We start from the raw sequence: 16,711 nt of genomic DNA, 5'->3' as shown, positions 1-16,711 counted from the left end.
CGGGCGCCCGCAACCCCTCGGGCGCCTTTCCGGTGAAGATTTCCGATAAGAGCGTTTTCCGCTTTGTGTGGGGATGTGGACGCGGAAGGCTGACCCCCAGGTACGCGTCATCCACAAGGAGTACGTCCTGGGCACCTCCATCCGCAGAGCAAGGGCGTTCTGCGCAGTCCCCGTCCTGCTGGCCGCCGTCGCCTGCGGCTCCGCCGCCGGATCGGCGTCGGTCGATCCGCGCGACGTGGGTCCGGCGTCCGGCGCCATCACCTGGTACGCCATCAACTTCGGGCCGGAAGGGCTGCCGCAGCGGCTCATCGACGCCTTCGAGGAGGACCACCCGGACATCACGGTGGACTTCCAGGCGGCGCCGAACAACACGGACACCGTGCGGGCCACGCTGACCACGGAGATCTCCGGCGGCTCCGGCAGCATCGACGTCTACAGCGGCGATGTCATCTGGCCCGCCCAGTTCGGCGCGGCCCACCTCGCGATGCCGCTGGACGAGCACCTGCCGGAGGACTTCTGGGACCGGTTCCCCGAGCAGCGCGCCGCGGTGGCCGAGTACGACGGGGAGCACGTGGCGGCTCCCCTCTACACGGACATGGGTTTCCTCTACTACCGCGAGGACCTGCTGCGGCGGCACGACCTGCCCGTGCCCGAGACGTGGGAGGAACTGGCCGAGACCGCCGCCGTGCTCCAGGACGCGGGGGACGTGCCGTACGGGTACGTCGCCCAGTGGGCCAACTACGAGGGGCTGACCGTCAACTGGACCGAGATGTCCGCCGCCGCGGGCGGGCGCAGCGTCTCGGAGGACGGGGAGCACAGCGAGATCGACTCCCCGGCCAACCGGCGGGCGCTGGACTTCATGCGCGACATGCTCCGGGACGGGGTGGCGGCCTCGGCGACGACCAGTTTCCAGGAGCCGCAGTCCCTCCAGACGTTCGTGGAGGGCGACGCGGCGTTCCACCGGAACTGGGCGTACGCCTACGGCGACGCCAACAACCCGGACGCCTCCCGCGTCGCGGGGAAGGTCGGCATCGCGCCGCTGCCCGCGTTCGAGGGCGCCGAACGGCCCGGCCCGTCCGGCGTCGGCGGCTGGAACCTGATGGTCAACCCGCACAGCGAGGCCATCGGCGCGGCCCTGGCGTTCATCGAGTGGATGACCGGCCCTGAGGCGCAGCGGATGCTCGCGGAGAACTCGGTGATCCCGGCGTCCGCCGAGGTGCTGGCGGACACCGCGCTCCAGCGGGAGAACCCGGTCCTGGCCACCGCCGCCGAGGTGCCGCTGGTCGCCCGCCCCGCCGCCACGCCCCGCTATCCGCAGGTCAGCTACGGCATCTTCACCAACGTCAACGGCTCGCTGGCCGGCTCCGCCGCGCCCGACGCGGCCCTGAGATCGGCCGCCGGGGACATCCAGCGGGCGCTGGAGGACAACGCCCTGTGAGCGACGGACACGCGGCCACCCAGCCGCACACACCCACCACGCCCGCGATCCGCCGCGTGACCGGAGAAGCGAACAGGGCGTCCCCAGCGAGCGACGCACACGCGGCCACCCAGCCGCAGGGGCACACGACGCCCGCGTCGCGCCGCGTGGGCGGAGAAGCGAGCGTGATGATGCCAGCGAGCGACGGACACACGGCCACCCAGCCGCACACACCCACCACGCCCGCACATCGCCGCGTGACCGGAGAAGCGAACAGGGCGTCCGCAGCGAGCGACGGACACGCGGCCACCGAGCCGCACGCACCCACCACACCCGCACATCGCCGCGTGGGCGGAGAAGCGAGCGTGATGATGCCGTGAGTGATGTCTCCCCGGGTGGGGCCGGGCAGCCGGATGACGACGAACCGGTGACCGCCTACGGGCGGACCGGTCCCCCGCTGCCGCCCGACGCCCCGCCCGGTCCGCTGTCCGGGGCCACGCCCGACCCGGTGCCGACGCCCGAGCCCGGCTCCGTGCCCACGCCCGTGCCCGCCCGCGCGCGGCCCCGCCGGCCGCCTTCCGGCGCGCCCGTCACCGGGCGGCCCGGCCGGGGCGGGGAGAGGCGCGGCAGCGGGCGTTCCCTGCTGGATCGCCGGTTCGCCCGCCTGGGGTGGTGCTTCGCGACGCCCGCGCTGCTGGTGGTGCTGGCCGTCACGCTGTTCCCGGTGAGCTTCTCGATCGCGATGAGCCTGAGCGACGTGGAGGTCTCGGCCGACGGCTTCCGCCTCTCCGGGTTCACCGCCGACCACTACCGGCTGGTGCTGGGCTCCGAGCGCTGGCGGCACGCGCTGATGTTCACGGTGCTCTACACGATCGGGACCGTGCTGGTCGAGCTGCTCCTCGGCACCCTCATCGCGCTGGTCCTGGAGCGGCTCGGCGGGGCCGGGCGCGGCTGGATGATGGCGTTGCTGCTGCTGCCGTGGGCGATGATCACCGTGGTCTCGGCGCAGCTGTGGGCCTACATGTACAACGGGGTCTACGGGGTGCTGACCACCCTGTCGGAGAACGTGACGGGCGAGCCCGTGCAGTTCCTCGGCACCCGGGTGCCGGCGATCCTGTCGATGGCGGTGGCCGACATCTGGAAGACCACCCCGTTCGTGGCGATCATCGTGCTGGCGGGGCTGATGATGCTGCCGTCCGACGTCACCGAGGCGGCGCGGGTGGACGGGGCGGGGGCGTGGACCGCGTTCTGGCGGGTGCGGCTGCCGCTGCTGCGGCCGGCGCTGACGATCGCGGTGCTGTTCCGCATCCTCCAGGCGTTCGGCCTGTTCGACCTGCCGTTCGTGCTGACGGGCGGCGGGCCGGGGGACGCGACCGAGTCGCTGGCCCTGCTGGGCTGGCAGGCGATGTTCACCAACCTCGACTTCGGGCCGGGCGCCGCGGTGGCCGCGAGCACGGCCGGGCTGGTGCTCGTCGGCTGTCTGCTCTTCCTGCGCGCGTTCAGGGCCCGGGTCGGCGACGAGGAGGCGGGGCGTTGAAACGGATCCGGCTGTCGTGGACGCATGGGGCGGCGCTGCTGATCGCCGCCTTCGTGGCGGCGCCGCTGTACTGGATGGCGGCGAGTTCCCTCAAGGGACGGACCGAGATCGGCGCCAGCCCGCCGGACGCGTGGCCGAAGGACGGGACGTTGGCCAACTACCGGGACGCGTTCCTCGACAACGACTTCGGGACCTACCTGCTGAACTCGGTGGCGGTGGCTGTCGTGGCGACCGTGCTGGTCCTCGGCCTCAGCTCGTTCGCCGGGTACGCGCTGGCCCGGCTGCCGCTGCGGGGCAAGGCGCCGATCATGGTGGCGCTGCTGATGATCTCCCTCTTCCCGACGATCGCGCTGGCCGCGCCGCTCTTCCTGCTGATGAGGGAGCTGGGGTGGCTGAACAGCTATCAGGGGCTGATCCTGGTGTACACGGCGCTCAACGTGCCGTTCGCGGTGTGGATTCTGCGGAACTTCTTCCTGGGGATCCCCAAGGAGATGGAGGAAGTGGCCTGGGTGGACGGCGCGTCGCCGCTGCGGACGGTGGTGTCGGTGATCCTGCCGCAGGCCAGGCCGGGGATGTTCACCGCCGCGATCTTCACCTTCACGGCCTGCTGGACCGAGTTCCTGATCGCCCTGACCCTCAACACGGCCGACCGGTATCGCACGATGCCGGTCGGTCTGGCACTGTTCGGCAGCCAGTTCACGATCCCGTACGGGACGATCTTCGCCGCCGCGACCGTGTCGGTGCTGCCGATCGCCCTGCTGGTGCTGGTCTTCCGCCGCGCCGTCGTCTCCGGGCTCACGGCTGGCGCGGTGAAGGGCTGACGCGGGCCGGGAGATCCCGAACCCGGGTTCGGGCGCTGGATCTTGGCGCTGTAGGGTGCCCCCGGAATTCGGGGAAGGCACTCGGGGGAAGCGGGAAACACGCGTGTTCGGAATCATCAGGCCCTGCCGTCATCGGCTGCCCGACGGGCTGGCCACCGAGTGGCTGGCCCATCTGTGCGGGCTGTGCCTGGCACTGCGGGGCACGCACGGCCAGGCGGCGCGGGTGGCCACCAACTACGACGGGTTGCTCATATCCGTCCTGTTCGACGCCCAGACGGAACGGTCGTCCGCCACCCGGCGAACGGCGGGCCCGTGCCCGCTGCGCGCGATGCGCCCCGCGCCGGTGGCGCGCGGCGAGGGCGCGAACCTGGCGGCGGCGGTCTCGCTGGTGCTGGCGTCCGCCAAGATCAGGGACCATGTGCTCGACGGTGACGGGGTGCTGGCCCGGCGTTCGCTGGCCGCCGCCGCGCGGCGGGTGGCGCGGGGCTGGGACGCGGCCGGGGCGCGGGGCGGCGCGGCCGTCGGGTTCGACACGGCGGTGCTGGTGGAGGCCGTGGACCGGCAGCAGGGCATCGAGGGGCTGGCCGGGCCGGGGGCGCCGCTGGTGGCGGTGACCGAGCCGACGGAGACGGCGACGGGCGCGGCGTTCGCGCACACCGCGCTGCTCGCCGGGCGGCCGGGCAACGCCGAGCCGCTGGCGGAGGCCGGGCGGCTGTTCGGGCGGATCGCGCATCTGCTGGACGCCGTCGAGGACTTGACGGCCGACGCCGCGTCCGGCGCGTGGAACCCGATCACCGCCACGGGCACCTCGCTGCCCGAGGTGCGGCGGCTGTGCGACGACGCCACGCATGGCGTGCGGCTGGCGCTGCGCGACGTGGAGTTCACCGACCGGAAGCTGGCGCACATCCTGCTCGACCACGAGCTGCGCCGCGCCGTGGACCGGGCGTTCGGCACGGCGCACGGGCACGGTCACGCCGGGCACGGGGCTCAGGTGGCGCACGGCGCGCCCGGTCCGTACGGTCCGTACCCGCCGTTCGGCCCGGGCGGGCCGGGCGGCGCGCCGCCGGAGCCGCCGCGCCGGGGCCGGCGGCGGGGGCTGATCGCGGGCTGCGGGGTGTGGACCGGGCTGTTCTGCACGGGCCAGCTCTGCTGCGGCGACCCGTACTTCGACCCGTGGGACGGCGAGCAGCGCCAGGGCTGGTGCCACAAGTGGGACAGGTGCAGCGACTGCTGCGACGCCTGCGACTGCGGGTGCAACTGCTCCGAGAGCTGCTGCGGCGACGGCTGCTGCTGCTCGTGCGACTGCTGAGCGCGCTCAGGCGGCGGTGAGGCCGCCGCAGGCGCGGATCTCGCGCTCGCCGGCGTTGCCGCCGGTGCACATGACGGCCACCCGCTGCCCGGCGAACCGCGCCGGGTCGGCGAGCACGGCGGCCAGCGCGGCGGCTCCCGCGCCCTCGGCGAGGGTGTGCGCGTCGCGCATGAGCGTCCACTGGGCCTCGGCGATGGCGTCGTCGTCCACCAGCGTGAAGTCGGCCAGGTGGGAGCGGAGCATCGCCTGGGTCAGCGGGAAACCGGAGCCGGTGGCCAGGCCCTCGACGCGGGTCCGGCTGGGGCGGGTCAGCGGCACGCCCGCGCGCCACGAGTCGTAGGCGGCGGGCGAGGCGGCGGACTGGACGGCGATGACCCGGCAGCCTGGCGCCACGGCGGCGGCGACCATGCAGGCCGCCGCGGCGCCGCTGCCCCCGCCGACCGGCACCACGACGGCGTCGAGCGCCGGTTCGGCCTCGAAGACCTCCAGGTAGGCGGTGGCGACCCCGGCGATCAGGTCCGGCTCGTCGGCCGCGCTGACCAGCCGCATACCGCGGTCCGCGGCGACCTTCGCGGCGTGCTCGGCGGCGGCGCCGAGGTCGGGGCCGTGTTCGATCAGCTCGGCGCCCAGCGCCCTGACCGCCCGTTCCTTGACCGGGTTGGGGTGCTCCGGCATCACGATGACGCAGGGCGCGCCGAACCGGGCGGCGGCGTAGGCGAGGGACTGGGCGTGGTTGCCCGTGGAGTACCCGACGACGCCGTGGGCGCGCTCGGCCGGGTCCATCCCGGCGAGGAGGGTGAGACCGCCGCGCACCTTGAACGCGCCGGTCGGCTGCACGTTCTCGTGCTTGACCAGGACGGTGGCCCCGACGGCGGCGTCCAGCGCCGGGTAGGACCACATGGGCGTCGGCGGCAGGTGGTCCGCCAGAAGGCGGCGGGCCCGCAGGGCGTCGGTGATGGTCGGCGGTCGCATAGGGGCACCGTGCCATGAACTGGACCAATAGATCCAATGCCGGTTTTCTCTGGACCCATCGACATTGTCTATAGTTCCAGCGTGTTCGACCTCACCCGGCTCCGGGTCCTGGTCGCGGTGGCCCGTGAGGGCTCGGTCACCGCCGCCGCCGAGTCCCTCCACTACGCGCAGCCCTCGGTCAGCCACCACCTGGCGAAGCTGGAGGCGGAGGTGGGGGTGGTCCTGGTGCGGCGGGCGGGGCGCGGGGGGGGGGGCGCCGGGCGGGGGGGGGGGCCGGGGGGGGGGGCCCCCGGCCCCCCCCCCCCCCGGCGCGCGCCGCCCCTCGTTCTCGTGGGGGGGGGGGGGGCGGGCGGGGCGCGGGGTCATGCTCACCGACGCCGGGCGGCTCCTGGTGGCCCGCGCCGAGGAGATCCTCGGCCAGGTCGAGTCGGCGCGCGCCGAGCGGGCCGCGCACGCGGGGCTGCGCACCGGGCGGGTGCGGCTGGCGGCGTTCCCGTCGGCGCTGGCGACGCTGGTGCCGCCGGCCGCGGCGAAGCTGGCGGCGGACCACCCCGGGATCGAGCTGGCCCTGACCGAGGCGGAGCCGCCGGAGGCGCTGACCGCGCTGCGCAACGCGGACGTGGACGCGGCGCTGATCTTCGAGCACGGCGAGCCGGTGCCGGGTGACCGGCGCAACACCACGGTGACGCCGCTGCTGGAGGAGCCGATGTACGTGGTGACTCCGGCCGGCGGGGAGTTCGCCGGGCCGCGCGGCGAACTCGCGTCGTTCGCGGGCGAGAACTGGATCGCCGGCTGCGAACGGTGCCGGACCCATCTGGCGTCGCTGTGCGAACGCGCCGGGTTCGTACCGCGGATCACGTTCGAGACGGACGACTACGTGGCCGTGCAGGCACTGGTGGCCGCCGGTCTCGGGGTCGGCGTGCTGCCGGGCCTGGCGCTCGCCGCCCACCGCCACCCGGGGGTGCGGACGGACCGGCTGCCGGGCGATCTGCGCCGCGTGTCGCTCGCGGTGTACGGCAAACCGCCCGCCGCGCTGCCGGTCAGGGCGTTCGCGGAGGCGTTGCGGAGCGCCGGCACGACCGGCTGGTAGGGCTTCCGCCGCTTCAAACAATCCCTCACGTTTTCTTCGCGTTTCGTGGGCACAGGAGTGTGCGCGCGGTGAGCAACGTGAGGCGAACAGGCTGTGGCCGTGCGCACATCGCGGGGGGACGGGTCGGGGCAATCCGGGCGAAGAACCGGGCGGTTTCGGAAAGTTACAACAAACGAGAGCCAAACGGTTGTTGGATGCCCTAACCTTTTCCAGCGGCAGAGGCGCGCACTCACGGGGAGATGGTTGCGCGCCTTCTTTGTCGCCGCAGGTCGTTACATTGTCTCCGCAGTGTTGTCGCATTCTGGCCTTGGGGGGTTCATGCGTCATCCACACCCGTCGCGCACCGGCACCATACGAAGACCACCCGTGGCCGGACGCCGCTCGGTCCGCAGCCGGGGAACCGCCCGCTGGTATCCCCTGGTCGCCGTCACCGCCGACGCGCTCGGAGTGTTCGTCCCCGTCTCGTTCGCCTACGCCCTCGCGTCCGAATCGCGCCCCTTCGCCTCCGCGACGGCCGCCACGTTCTGCTGGCTCACCGTCCGCCTGCTGGGCCGCCGTTACCGCCCCCGTGTCCTGGGCGAGTCACGCGGTCTCCTCGCCACCGTCAACGACTGGCTGATCCTGCTCGGTCTGCTCGCCGGTCTGCGCGCGGTCACCGGCGAGTCCTCCGAGGTCTCCTCCGCGGTCCTGGGTCTCACCCCCGCGCTGCTGATCACCGGCCTCACCGGCGCGGCGATCCACGCCCACCTGACCCAGCAGCGCCACCAGGCGCACGCCCTGCGCCGGGTCCTGGTCGTCGGCGAGCCGGCCACCGCCGACGCGGTCACCTCCCGCCTCGCCGCCCGCACCGACCACGCCTTCGTCGTCATCGGCACCGTGCCGGTCGGCGCGGGAGAGCTGACCAGCGGCGTGCCCGAGCTGGGCCGGCTGTACGACCCGTCGGACGACGCGGCGCCCGTTCCGGAGCCCGGCGTCCCCGACCTCATACCCGAGGGCCTCGACGGCCCCACCGTGCTGACCGCCGCACGCCGCCAGGACGCCGATCTGGTGCTGGTGGTGCCGGGTTCCCGGCTCACCGGGGAACGGCTGCGCCGCCTGTCCTGGGCCGTGCAGGACGCCGGTCTGTCGCTGGCGATCGCGTCCGGGCTCTCGGACGTCGCGCTGCGCAGGCTCTCGGTCTCCGCCATCGCGGGTCTCAACCTGCTGCACGTCGCGCCGCCGTTGCGCCGGGGCGCGCAGCCCGTCCTGAAGTCCGCCCTCGACCGGGTCGCCGCCGCGGTGATCCTGCTCCTCCTCAGCCCGGTGCTGGCCGCGCTGGCGCTGGCGGTCCGGCTGGACTCGCGCGGCCCGATCCTCTACCGGCAGACCCGCGTAGGGTTCCGCGGCGAGCCGTTCACCCTCTGGAAGTTCCGCACCATGGTCCCGGACGCCGACCAGCGGCGGCACGAGCTGGAGGCGGCGAACGAGCACCCGGGCGTGCCGCTGTTCAAGATGCGCCGCGACCCGCGCGTCACCCGCCTCGGGCGCGTCCTGCGCCGCACCTCGCTCGACGAGCTGCCGCAGCTCGTCAACGTGCTGCGCGGCGAGATGGCCCTGGTCGGCCCGCGCCCGCCGCTGCCCGACGAGGTCGCCCGCTACGGCCCGGTGGAGCTGCGCCGTCTCGGCGTCAGGCCGGGCCTGACCGGGCTGTGGCAGGTCAGCGGGCGCTCGGACCTCTCCTGGGACGAAGGGCTGGCGCTCGACCTCTTCTACACGGACAACTGGTCCGTGACCGGCGACCTCGACGTGCTGGCCCGCACCCTGCGCGCCGTGGTCGACGGTCGCGGCGCGTACTAGGGGGCCCGCGTACCATGCTCCAGCCACCAGGCATACGTCTCGCGGACACCCCGCGCCAGCGGGATGCGCGGGGCGAAGCCCAGCTTGCGCAGCCGGCCGATGTCCAGCAGCTTGCGCGGCGTGCCGTCCGGCTTGGCCGGGTCCCACACGACGCGGCCGGTGTAGCCGACGGCGTCGGCGATCGTCGCGGCCAGCTCCGCGATCGTCAGGTCCTCGCCGCAGCCGACGTTGACCGGCGACTCGTCGTCGTAGTCCCGCAGCAGCAGCAGGCACGCGCGGGCCAGGTCGTCGCTGTGCAGGAACTCCCGGCGGGGCGTGCCGGTGCCCCACAGCGCCACCTCCGGGAGGCCGTCCCGCTTCGCCTCGTGGAAGCGGCGGATCAGCGCGGGCAGCACATGGGAGGTCTCGGGGTCGAAGTTGTCCCCGGGCCCGTAGAGATTTGTCGGCATGGCGGAGATGTAGGACCGTCCGTACTGCCGGCGGTAGGAGCGCACCTGGGAGATCCCCGCGATCTTCGCCAGGGCGTACGGCTCGTTCGTGGGTTCCAGCGGTCCCGTCAGCAGCGCGTCCTCCGTGATGGGCTGCGGGGCGAGCTTGGGATAGATGCACGACGAGCCGAGGAACAACAGCCGGTCGACGTCGGCGGCATGCGCCCCGGCGATCACACTGAGCTGGATCCGCAGATTGTCCTCGAGGAAGCGGACAGGGAACGTCTGGTTCGCCATGATCCCCCCCACCGTGGCGGCGGCCAGCACCACGGCGTCCGGCCGGACGTCGCGCAGGTACTCCCGCGTCCGGTCCGCGTCCCGCAGATCCAGCTCGGACCGTGTTCTGGTCACGACGTCGTAGCCCTCGTCCGTCAGGACGCGGGCGATGGCGGAACCGACCAGACCTCGGTGGCCCGCGACGAATATCCGGGCGGCCGGCTGAAGCAGAGTTGTCATGGCACCGGATTGTGCCAGGCACCCCTCACACAATGACCACACCAGATTCATTTAGGGGATCATTCATGGGTAAAACCGCGCTGATCACCGGTGTCACCGGCCAGGACGGGTCGTACCTGGCCGAGCTGCTCATGGAGAAGGGCTACACGGTGCACGGCCTCGTGCGCCGCTCCTCGACCTTCAACACCGAACGGATCGACCACATCTACCAGGACCCGCAGGAGCCGGGCAGGAAGCTGGTGCTGCACCACGCCGACCTGTCCGACGGCGTCGCCCTGGTCAACCTCCTCCGCGAGCTGCGCCCCGACGAGGTCTACAACCTCGGCGCGCAGTCGCACGTCCGGGTCTCCTTCGACGCCCCCATGTACACCGCGGACGTGACCGGGCTCGGCACGCTGCGGCTGCTGGAGGCGATCCGGGCCAGCGGCATCGACACCAGGATCTACCAGGCATCGTCCTCGGAGATGTTCGGCGCGACCCCACCGCCCCAGAACGAGAAGACGCCGTTCCACCCGCGCAGCCCGTACGGCTGCGCCAAGGTCTACAGCTACTGGTCGACGGTGAACTACCGCGAGGCGTACGGGATGTTCGCCGTCAACGGCATCCTGTTCAACCACGAGTCGCCCCGCCGGGGCGAGACGTTCGTCACCCGGAAGATCACCCGGGCCGGGGCCCGTATCCGGGCCGGCCTCCAGGACCGCCTGTACATGGGCAACCTGGACGCGGTCCGCGACTGGGGCTACGCCCCCGAGTACGTCGAGTCGATGTGGCGGCTGCTCCAGCGCGACGTGCCGGACGACTACGTCGTGGCCACCGGAGTCCCCGCCACCGTGCGGGACTTCCTCCAGGCCGCGTTCACCGCCGGCGGGCTGGACTGGACCGAGCATGTGCTGTTCGACCCCAAGTACGAACGGCCCAGCGAGGTCGACGCGCTGGTCGGCGACGCCAGCAAGGCGCGCGACCTGCTCGGCTGTGAGCCCGCGGTGCGCTGGCGTGAGCTGGCGGAACTGATGGTGGAGGCGGACATCGCCGCGCTGGACGCCGAACTGAGCGGGGCGCGGGTCCGGATCGACCGATGAGCGTTACCGATTCGCGTTGGAAGCGTAACAACAAGTGCACAACCAGCCGCCTGGTCCGTTGGTCATCGAGTGCGCGAAAGTCCGGGGTACCCGGGGTAGCTGGAAATGGGTGAGGCGATGAGGATTCGACGACAAGCAGAGGGCACGCCCCGGGGGAGACACCGCAGGCGTGGCCTGCGGGCCGGGGTGGCCGTCGGCGCCGTACTGGCGCTGGCCGCGGGCGTGGTGGCCGGGACGAACGTCCTCAACGGCCCGACCGCCGAGGCCCTCACGCCGCCGGTCGGGATGACCGCGGAAGAGCTGCCGACGTGGCAGACCAACGGCATCGTCTACGCGATGGCCGAGTCGGACGGCGTCGTCTACGTCGGCGGTACCTTCTCCACCATCCGCCCGCCGGGCGCCGCGTCCGGCACCCAGGAGCAGCCGGCGGTCAACTTCGCGGCCCTGGACGCCGCGACGGGTGAACCGGTGGAGGGCTGCGACCTGTCGTTCACCATCGGCTCGGGCATCGCGCAGGTGCGCGCGCTGGATGTCTCGCCCGACGGCAACACCCTGTACGTCGGCGGCAGTTTCGGCTCCGTCAACGGCTCGGGCGCCAGCAGCCTGGCGGCGTTCGACATCCCGACCTGCGAGCGCAAGTCGTTCCCGACGTCGGCCAACGGCATCGTCCGCGCCATCGAGGCGGGCGCCGACCGGGTGTACCTCGGCGGCGACTTCACGGAGCTGAGCGGCGAGGCCCGGTCCCGGTTCGGCGCGGTGAACCTCTCCGGCGACGTGCTGAGCTGGACGGCCAACGCCGACGACATCGGCAAGGCCATCGCCCTCACCCCGGACGGCAAGAACGTCATCCTCGGCGGCGACTTCTTCCGCATGAACGGCGCCGACTCGCACGCGCTGGCCATCGTGAGCGCCTCCACCGGCGCCAACGTCCGCACGTACCCGGTGGGGTTCTTCCACACCAACTCGACCGTGCAGGCCATCGCCGTCGACTCGACCAGCTTCTACACGGGCAACGAGGGCACCGGCGGCGGCGTGTTCGACGGCCGGACGGCGTTCAACCTGAGCGACTTCAACGAACGCTGGCGGGACACCTGCCTGGGCGCCACCCAGGACGTGCTGCCCTACAACGGCGCCCTGTACAGCGTGCACCACGCGCACGACTGCTCCTCCATGGGCGAGTTCCCCAACCAGTCGCGCTACCACATGTTCGCGCAGGACGTGACGAACCAGACGAAGCTGAGCTGGTTCCCCAACACCAACGACGGTCTCGGTGAGGCGATCGGCCCGCGCGTGATGGCGCTGACCACCGACCACCCGTCCGACGACCGCGACTTCCTGTGGATCGGCGGCGGCTTCACCACCGTCAACGGCGAGGCGCAGTGGGGCCTCACCCGGTTCGCCAGCGCGCCCGACACCGAGACCCCCTCGACGCCGGAGACGCACGCCACCAGCCTGGTCCCCGGCCGGATCGACTTCACCTGGCGGCCCAGCCTCGACCTGGACGACAGCAAGCTGACCTACCGGGTCTACCGCGACGGCGGCACCACCCCGGTCCACACCGTGGACGCCTCCTCGCTGCCGTGGGTGCGGACCCAGATGACTTACACCGACACCGACGTCACGGCCGGCGAGTCCCACACCTACCGGGTGACCGCCACCGACGCGGCCGGCAACACCAGCGCGCTGTCCACGCCGGTCACCATCACCGCGGCGAGCAGCGGCCAGCCGTACGCCAACGCGGTCCGCGCCGACAACCCGCTGCTGTACTGGCAGTTCAACGAGCCGGCCAACACCTTCGCCTCCGACTCCTCCGGCAACAACAGCGGCGGTGTCCACCGGGGCGGCCCGACGCGCGGCGTGACCCCGCCGGCCGTGCCCGGCCTGGACGCCACCGGCATCGCCTACGACGGCGAGGACGCGTACACCTACAGCGACCGGATCTACTCGGGTGTGACACGGCTGACCCTGGAGACGTGGTTCAAGACCTCGACCACCTCCGGCGGCCAGCTCATCGGCCAGGGCAACCGCACCCTGGAGGAGAGCACGACCCGCGACAACAAGATCTACATGCTCAACGACGGGCGTCTGACGTTCGGCCTGTACAACACCACGTACCGGACGATCACCAGCCCCCGTTCGTACAACGACGGCCAGTGGCACCACGTCGCCGCCACCGTCGGCGCCAACGGGATGCGGCTGTACGTGGACGGGCAGCAGGTCGCCAGCAGCATCCTGACCACCTCGGCCCGCAACGCGACGAGTTACTGGCGCGTGGGCGGCGACAGCCTGCTGGGCTGGCCCAACCGGCCGACCAGCGACTTCTTCGCCGGCCAGATCGACGAGGTCGCCGTCTACGGCACGCAGCTCTCCCAGTCGCGCATCGCCGCCCACTACGCGGCGGCGACGGCCCCGACCGACACGGTCACCACGGTCGAGCCGACCGCCGACACCTATGTGAACGGCGCGGCGGCCAGCGCCAACTACGGGAACAACACGCAACTCGCGGTCCGCGGCTCGTCGGCGTACGAGAGCTACCTCAACTTCACCCTGCCGTCGGCCCCGCCGGGTCAGGTGCTGAAGAGCGCGGCGCTCCGGGTGCGGGTGAGCAGCGACTCGGTCGCCGGATCGGTGGACGACTTCACCGTCGTGCCGATCGACGGGGCCTGGACGGAGACCGGCACCACGTACGCGACACGCCCGGCGCTGGGCAGTACGGTGCTGGGCACCCTCAACGCGCCGGACACACCGGGCGGTTCGCACAGCGTCCAGCTCGATCTCAACACCATCAGATCGGCCCTGGGCACCCAGTACGACATGGCGCTGACCAGCACCGGCACCGACAGCCTGTGGCTGTGGTCCGGTGAGTACTCAACCGCGAGCTACCGTCCCCAGCTTCTGCTGACCTTCGGAGCACCCTGATGCACCTTCGCCTGACGCGTCCCGCGCGGGCATCCCGTGCCGCGGCGGCCTTCACGGCCGCCGCGGCGGCGGCGCTGCTGGCCCTGTCGGCCTCCGCCTGCAGCGGCGGGAGCGACGACCCGGCCGAGGCGGCCGACCCCGCCGCCTCCCCCTCGATCGAGGGCGAGGACGGCGGCAGCGGCGAGCCCACCGACGACGGCATTCCCGAGGACACCGTCCCCACCGACGAACTGACGCCCCCCGAGGGCGAGTTCACCGAAGAGCAGCGGGAGTACCTGACGGACCGGGTGCCGGCGGGCGCGGATCCCGCGGCCATCCTGGGGCTCGGCCAGGAGGCATGCGACCGGCTCGGCTACCTGGAGCGGCACGACCCCGAAGGGGTGGCCGACGCCCTGAACGAGGGCGAGATCCCGGACGCCGAGGCCGCCGTCGAGCACCTGTGTCCCGAATACGCCGACCTGCTCGCCGAGTCCGGGTGACCCGGCAGGCACTTCGAGCACGTCAGCCCCAGTCGATGAGCCCCCAGTCAACGCGAACAACCGCACGAGGAGAAGCGTGACCCGTCTACCGATCGTGGTGGCGATACCGACCAAGAACGAGGCTGCCAACATCACCACCACGGTGCGTTCGGTCATCGATCACTTCGTGGCCGTGGTCGTCGTCGACTCCGACAGCACGGACGACACCCGCGCCCTCGCCAAGGCCGAGGGCGCGGAGGTCGTCCCCTACACGTGGGACGGCAAGTACCCCAAGAAGAAGCAGTGGTGCCTCGACCACGTACGTCCCGACATCCCGTGGATGCTGTTCATCGACGGTGACGAGATGCCCAGCGAGGAACTCCTGGCGGAGTTGCGGCGCATCTTCCTGGACGGCCGGCCGGTCAAGCCGGCCGCGTTCGACATACCGCTGGGCTACTGGTTCGGCGGGAAGCGGCTGCGGCACGGCTACACCATCGTCAAGCGCGCGCTGCTGGACCGCACGCGGGCCCGGTTCCCCGAGCCGGACGACCTGGACGCCCCCGGCATGGGTGAACAGGAGGGCCACTACCAGCCGTTGGCCGATCCGGTGTACCGGCTGGACGCCCCGATCGAGCACATGGACCTCGACCCGGTCCGCACCTGGTTCGACCGGCACAACCGGTACTCGGACTGGGAGGCGTGGCTGGAGGAGCACCCCGAGGCGCGGGAGCAGATACGGACCGCCAAGACCCGGCAGGGCCAGCTCTTCCACCGCGCGCCGCTGAAGCCGCTGGTGTCGTTCGCCTACGCCTACGTCTACCGCCGGGGCTTCCTCGACGGCCGGGCCGGGCTGGACTACGCGCTGGCGATGAGCTTCTACCGCTGGCAGATCGGGCTCAAGGCCCGGGAGATGCGCGGCGGTTGGTCGTCACCCTCGTAGGCGTCGGTGCGCGCCCACCGTTCCGGGAAGGGGTGGGAACGGTGAGCGCGCACGACACCGTCACGCCCGCAGGCGCGCGTAGACGCCGAGCAGCGTGTCGAGCACGCTCTCGATGGTGAAGCTCTCCCGCACCAGATCGAACGCGGCGCGGGAGGCCCTCTCGTTGGTCTCCCGGTCGAGCAGTTCCAGCACGGCGCCCGCGACCAGCGGCCCGTTGTCGGCGTCGGGCACGCTCGCCACGACCCGCCCGGCGCCCGCCCGTTCGACGTCGGGCGCCAGGCCGGTGGTGGCCGTCACCACCACGGGCGTGCCCACGGACATCGACTCCAGCACGGACACCGAGAACGCGTCCTGGATGGACGGCAGCACGAACACGTCGGCGGCGCGGAGCTGTTCCATCACCTCGTCGCCGTCCAGCGCCCCCACGTAGCGCAGCGAACCGCGCACCCCCAGCGCCTCGGCCCTGGCCAGCGTGGATTCCAGCGCGCCGGTGTCGGGCCCGGCGAGCACGAACCGGGCGTCCGGGTGGCGCTCCAGGACGGCGGGCATCGCCCCGACGAAGTCCTCCGGCCGCTTCCCCGCCTGCACGCGCGCCAGATACAGCACGGTCGGCGGGCCGGCCGTGACCCGGCGCTTCTCCTGTGCGGCGACCCCGTTGACGAGCCGGAACTGCGGCGCGATCGGCTCGGGCGCCACCACCTCGGCGGTCTCCCGCAGTTCGCGATCGGTGAGGCAGAGCACCGCGTCGGCCTTCCGCAGCACGCGCCGCACCCCCAGCGCGTCCACGAGCTGCGCGACCCGCTTCTCGGTGGGGTCGACCATGCCGTGGGTCTGGAGCACCAGCGGCGTTCCGGCCCGGAGGGCCAGCAGCGCGATGGGCAGCGTGATCAGGTCCCGCATGAGGTGGACGTGCACGACGTCCGCCGACCGGACGAACGACCAGGCACGGGCGAGCAGTTCGGGCGAGGTGATACCGCTGACCTCGAATCGCGGCAGCACGTGGCGCGCCTGGAACAGCCGCACGGGCACGCCGTCCACGTCCCGCGGCATCCGTCCCTCGTCGAACCCGTCGCCCAGGGCGACGAGCACCGCCTGCTCCCCGCGCTCGCGCAGCCCCCGGCACAGATTCAGGGCGACCCGCGTGGGCCCCCCGAACTCGTGCGTCGGCGTGTGCAGCGTCACCACATGCAGCACCTTCACGACCGCTCCCCTCCTCCGGCACCCCAACGTTACGGTGTGCTCGCACGATGATCTCAGGTCGCGCGGGCATTCGAGACCGATTCGTGCCCCCCGGTCGGCGCGGACGCCCCGGGCCGCCGGCCGGCTGTGGGGAGTCTCACCCCCCGACAGCGCCGAAGGCCCACTCCCGTTCCGGGGGCGGCCGTCGGA

The 16,711-nt window shown here is 72.4% G+C and carries 13 protein-coding genes and 1 pseudogene; 11 read left to right on the top strand and 3 right to left on the bottom strand.

Translation table 11 applies throughout. From position 1 onward, the window contains the following. Positions 1-73: 73 nt before the first annotated feature. The 4 genes from BN2279_RS12200 (at position 74) to BN2279_RS12185 (ending at position 5,084) form a co-directional block, all read left to right on the top strand. Positions 74-1,438: an ABC transporter substrate-binding protein gene (locus tag BN2279_RS12200; protein WP_059008815.1), complete on the top strand. Its 1,365-nt coding sequence runs from the start codon at positions 74-76 to the stop codon at positions 1,436-1,438. 355 nt (positions 1,439-1,793) lie between these two features. After that, positions 1,794-2,954: a carbohydrate ABC transporter permease gene (locus tag BN2279_RS12195; RefSeq protein WP_234347795.1), complete on the top strand. Its 1,161-nt coding sequence runs from the start codon at positions 1,794-1,796 to the stop codon at positions 2,952-2,954. Continuing rightward, positions 2,951-3,775 carry a carbohydrate ABC transporter permease gene (locus BN2279_RS12190; RefSeq protein WP_234347793.1) on the top strand — a complete coding sequence of 275 codons (825 nt, stop codon included), beginning with the start codon at positions 2,951-2,953 and terminating at the stop codon, positions 3,773-3,775. The genes BN2279_RS12195 and BN2279_RS12190 overlap by 4 nt, the downstream gene beginning before the upstream one ends. Before the next feature lie 103 nt (positions 3,776-3,878). Further along, on the top strand, positions 3,879-5,084 hold the full coding sequence (locus tag BN2279_RS12185) for a DUF5685 family protein (protein ID WP_059008813.1): 1,206 nt from the start codon (positions 3,879-3,881) through the stop codon (positions 5,082-5,084). Positions 5,085-5,090: 6 nt separating this feature from the next. Here the strand turns inward: BN2279_RS12185 and BN2279_RS12180 are convergent, their stop codons facing one another. Next, complete coding sequence (locus tag BN2279_RS12180) at positions 5,091-6,056, bottom strand: threonine ammonia-lyase (RefSeq protein WP_059008811.1); 966 nt, start codon at positions 6,054-6,056, stop codon at positions 5,091-5,093. 36 nt (positions 6,057-6,092) lie between these two features. Here BN2279_RS12180 and BN2279_RS30570 point away from each other — a divergent pair. The 3 genes and pseudogenes from BN2279_RS30570 to BN2279_RS12170 form a co-directional block, all read left to right on the top strand. Continuing rightward, positions 6,093-6,290 (top strand): annotated as a pseudogene (locus BN2279_RS30570) (helix-turn-helix domain-containing protein); the annotation flags it as partial. Between the two features lie 130 nt (positions 6,291-6,420). Next, positions 6,421-7,146 (top strand): LysR substrate-binding domain-containing protein, encoded by a 726-nt coding sequence (locus BN2279_RS12175; RefSeq protein WP_059008809.1) that lies wholly within the window; start codon positions 6,421-6,423, stop codon positions 7,144-7,146. A 318-nt stretch (positions 7,147-7,464) separates the two neighbouring features. Further along, positions 7,465-8,982: an exopolysaccharide biosynthesis polyprenyl glycosylphosphotransferase gene (locus BN2279_RS12170; protein WP_059008807.1), complete on the top strand. Its 1,518-nt coding sequence runs from the start codon at positions 7,465-7,467 to the stop codon at positions 8,980-8,982. On the opposite strand, the gene BN2279_RS12165 is transcribed toward BN2279_RS12170, so the two are convergent. Next, positions 8,979-9,926 (bottom strand): GDP-L-fucose synthase family protein, encoded by a 948-nt coding sequence (locus tag BN2279_RS12165; RefSeq protein ID WP_059008805.1) that lies wholly within the window; start codon positions 9,924-9,926, stop codon positions 8,979-8,981. The genes BN2279_RS12170 and BN2279_RS12165 overlap by 4 nt on opposite strands. Positions 9,927-9,991: 65 nt before the next feature. Between BN2279_RS12165 and gmd the strand changes: the two genes are divergently transcribed. The 4 genes from gmd to BN2279_RS12145 all read left to right on the top strand — a co-directional run bounded on the left by gmd (position 9,992) and on the right by BN2279_RS12145 (position 15,322). Next, complete coding sequence (gmd, locus tag BN2279_RS12160; protein ID WP_059008803.1) at positions 9,992-11,005, top strand: GDP-mannose 4,6-dehydratase; 1,014 nt, start codon at positions 9,992-9,994, stop codon at positions 11,003-11,005. A gap of 117 nt (positions 11,006-11,122) precedes the next feature. Next, positions 11,123-13,924, top strand: coding sequence for a LamG-like jellyroll fold domain-containing protein (locus BN2279_RS12155; RefSeq protein ID WP_079032160.1), 2,802 nt, complete (start codon positions 11,123-11,125; stop codon positions 13,922-13,924). Continuing rightward, positions 13,924-14,403: a hypothetical protein gene (locus tag BN2279_RS29330; RefSeq protein WP_059008801.1), complete on the top strand. Its 480-nt coding sequence runs from the start codon at positions 13,924-13,926 to the stop codon at positions 14,401-14,403. The genes BN2279_RS12155 and BN2279_RS29330 overlap by 1 nt, the downstream gene beginning before the upstream one ends. A gap of 76 nt (positions 14,404-14,479) precedes the next feature. Further along, positions 14,480-15,322: a glycosyltransferase family 2 protein gene (locus BN2279_RS12145; protein WP_059008799.1), complete on the top strand. Its 843-nt coding sequence runs from the start codon at positions 14,480-14,482 to the stop codon at positions 15,320-15,322. A gap of 60 nt (positions 15,323-15,382) precedes the next feature. On the opposite strand, the gene BN2279_RS12140 is transcribed toward BN2279_RS12145, so the two are convergent. Beyond that, a complete protein-coding gene (locus BN2279_RS12140; protein WP_059008797.1) occupies positions 15,383-16,522 on the bottom strand; it encodes a glycosyltransferase in 1,140 nt (379 codons plus the stop codon). Positions 16,523-16,711 lie beyond the last annotated feature (189 nt).

It is taken from the genome of Streptomyces specialis (assembly GCF_001493375.1).
GTDB classification, from domain to species: Bacteria; Actinomycetota; Actinomycetes; order Streptomycetales; family Streptomycetaceae; genus Streptomyces; species Streptomyces specialis.
The sequence above is the reverse complement of the archived record's forward strand: the minus strand, read 5'-3'. Positions and strand labels throughout refer to the sequence as shown.

Coding starts and splice junctions, on each gene's coding strand:
- BN2279_RS12200 (WP_059008815.1), top strand. CDS start 74: ATGTGGACGCGGAAGGCTGACCCCCAGGTACGCGTCATCCACAAGGAG.
- BN2279_RS12180 (WP_059008811.1), bottom strand. CDS start 6,056: ATGCGACCGCCGACCATCACCGACGCCCTGCGGGCCCGCCGCCTTCTG.
- BN2279_RS12175 (WP_059008809.1), top strand. CDS start 6,421: ATGCTCACCGACGCCGGGCGGCTCCTGGTGGCCCGCGCCGAGGAGATC.
- BN2279_RS12170 (WP_059008807.1), top strand. CDS start 7,465: ATGCGTCATCCACACCCGTCGCGCACCGGCACCATACGAAGACCACCC.
- BN2279_RS12165 (WP_059008805.1), bottom strand. CDS start 9,926: ATGACAACTCTGCTTCAGCCGGCCGCCCGGATATTCGTCGCGGGCCAC.
- gmd (WP_059008803.1), top strand. CDS start 9,992: ATGGGTAAAACCGCGCTGATCACCGGTGTCACCGGCCAGGACGGGTCG.
- BN2279_RS12155 (WP_079032160.1), top strand. CDS start 11,123: ATGAGGATTCGACGACAAGCAGAGGGCACGCCCCGGGGGAGACACCGC.
- BN2279_RS29330 (WP_059008801.1), top strand. CDS start 13,924: ATGCACCTTCGCCTGACGCGTCCCGCGCGGGCATCCCGTGCCGCGGCG.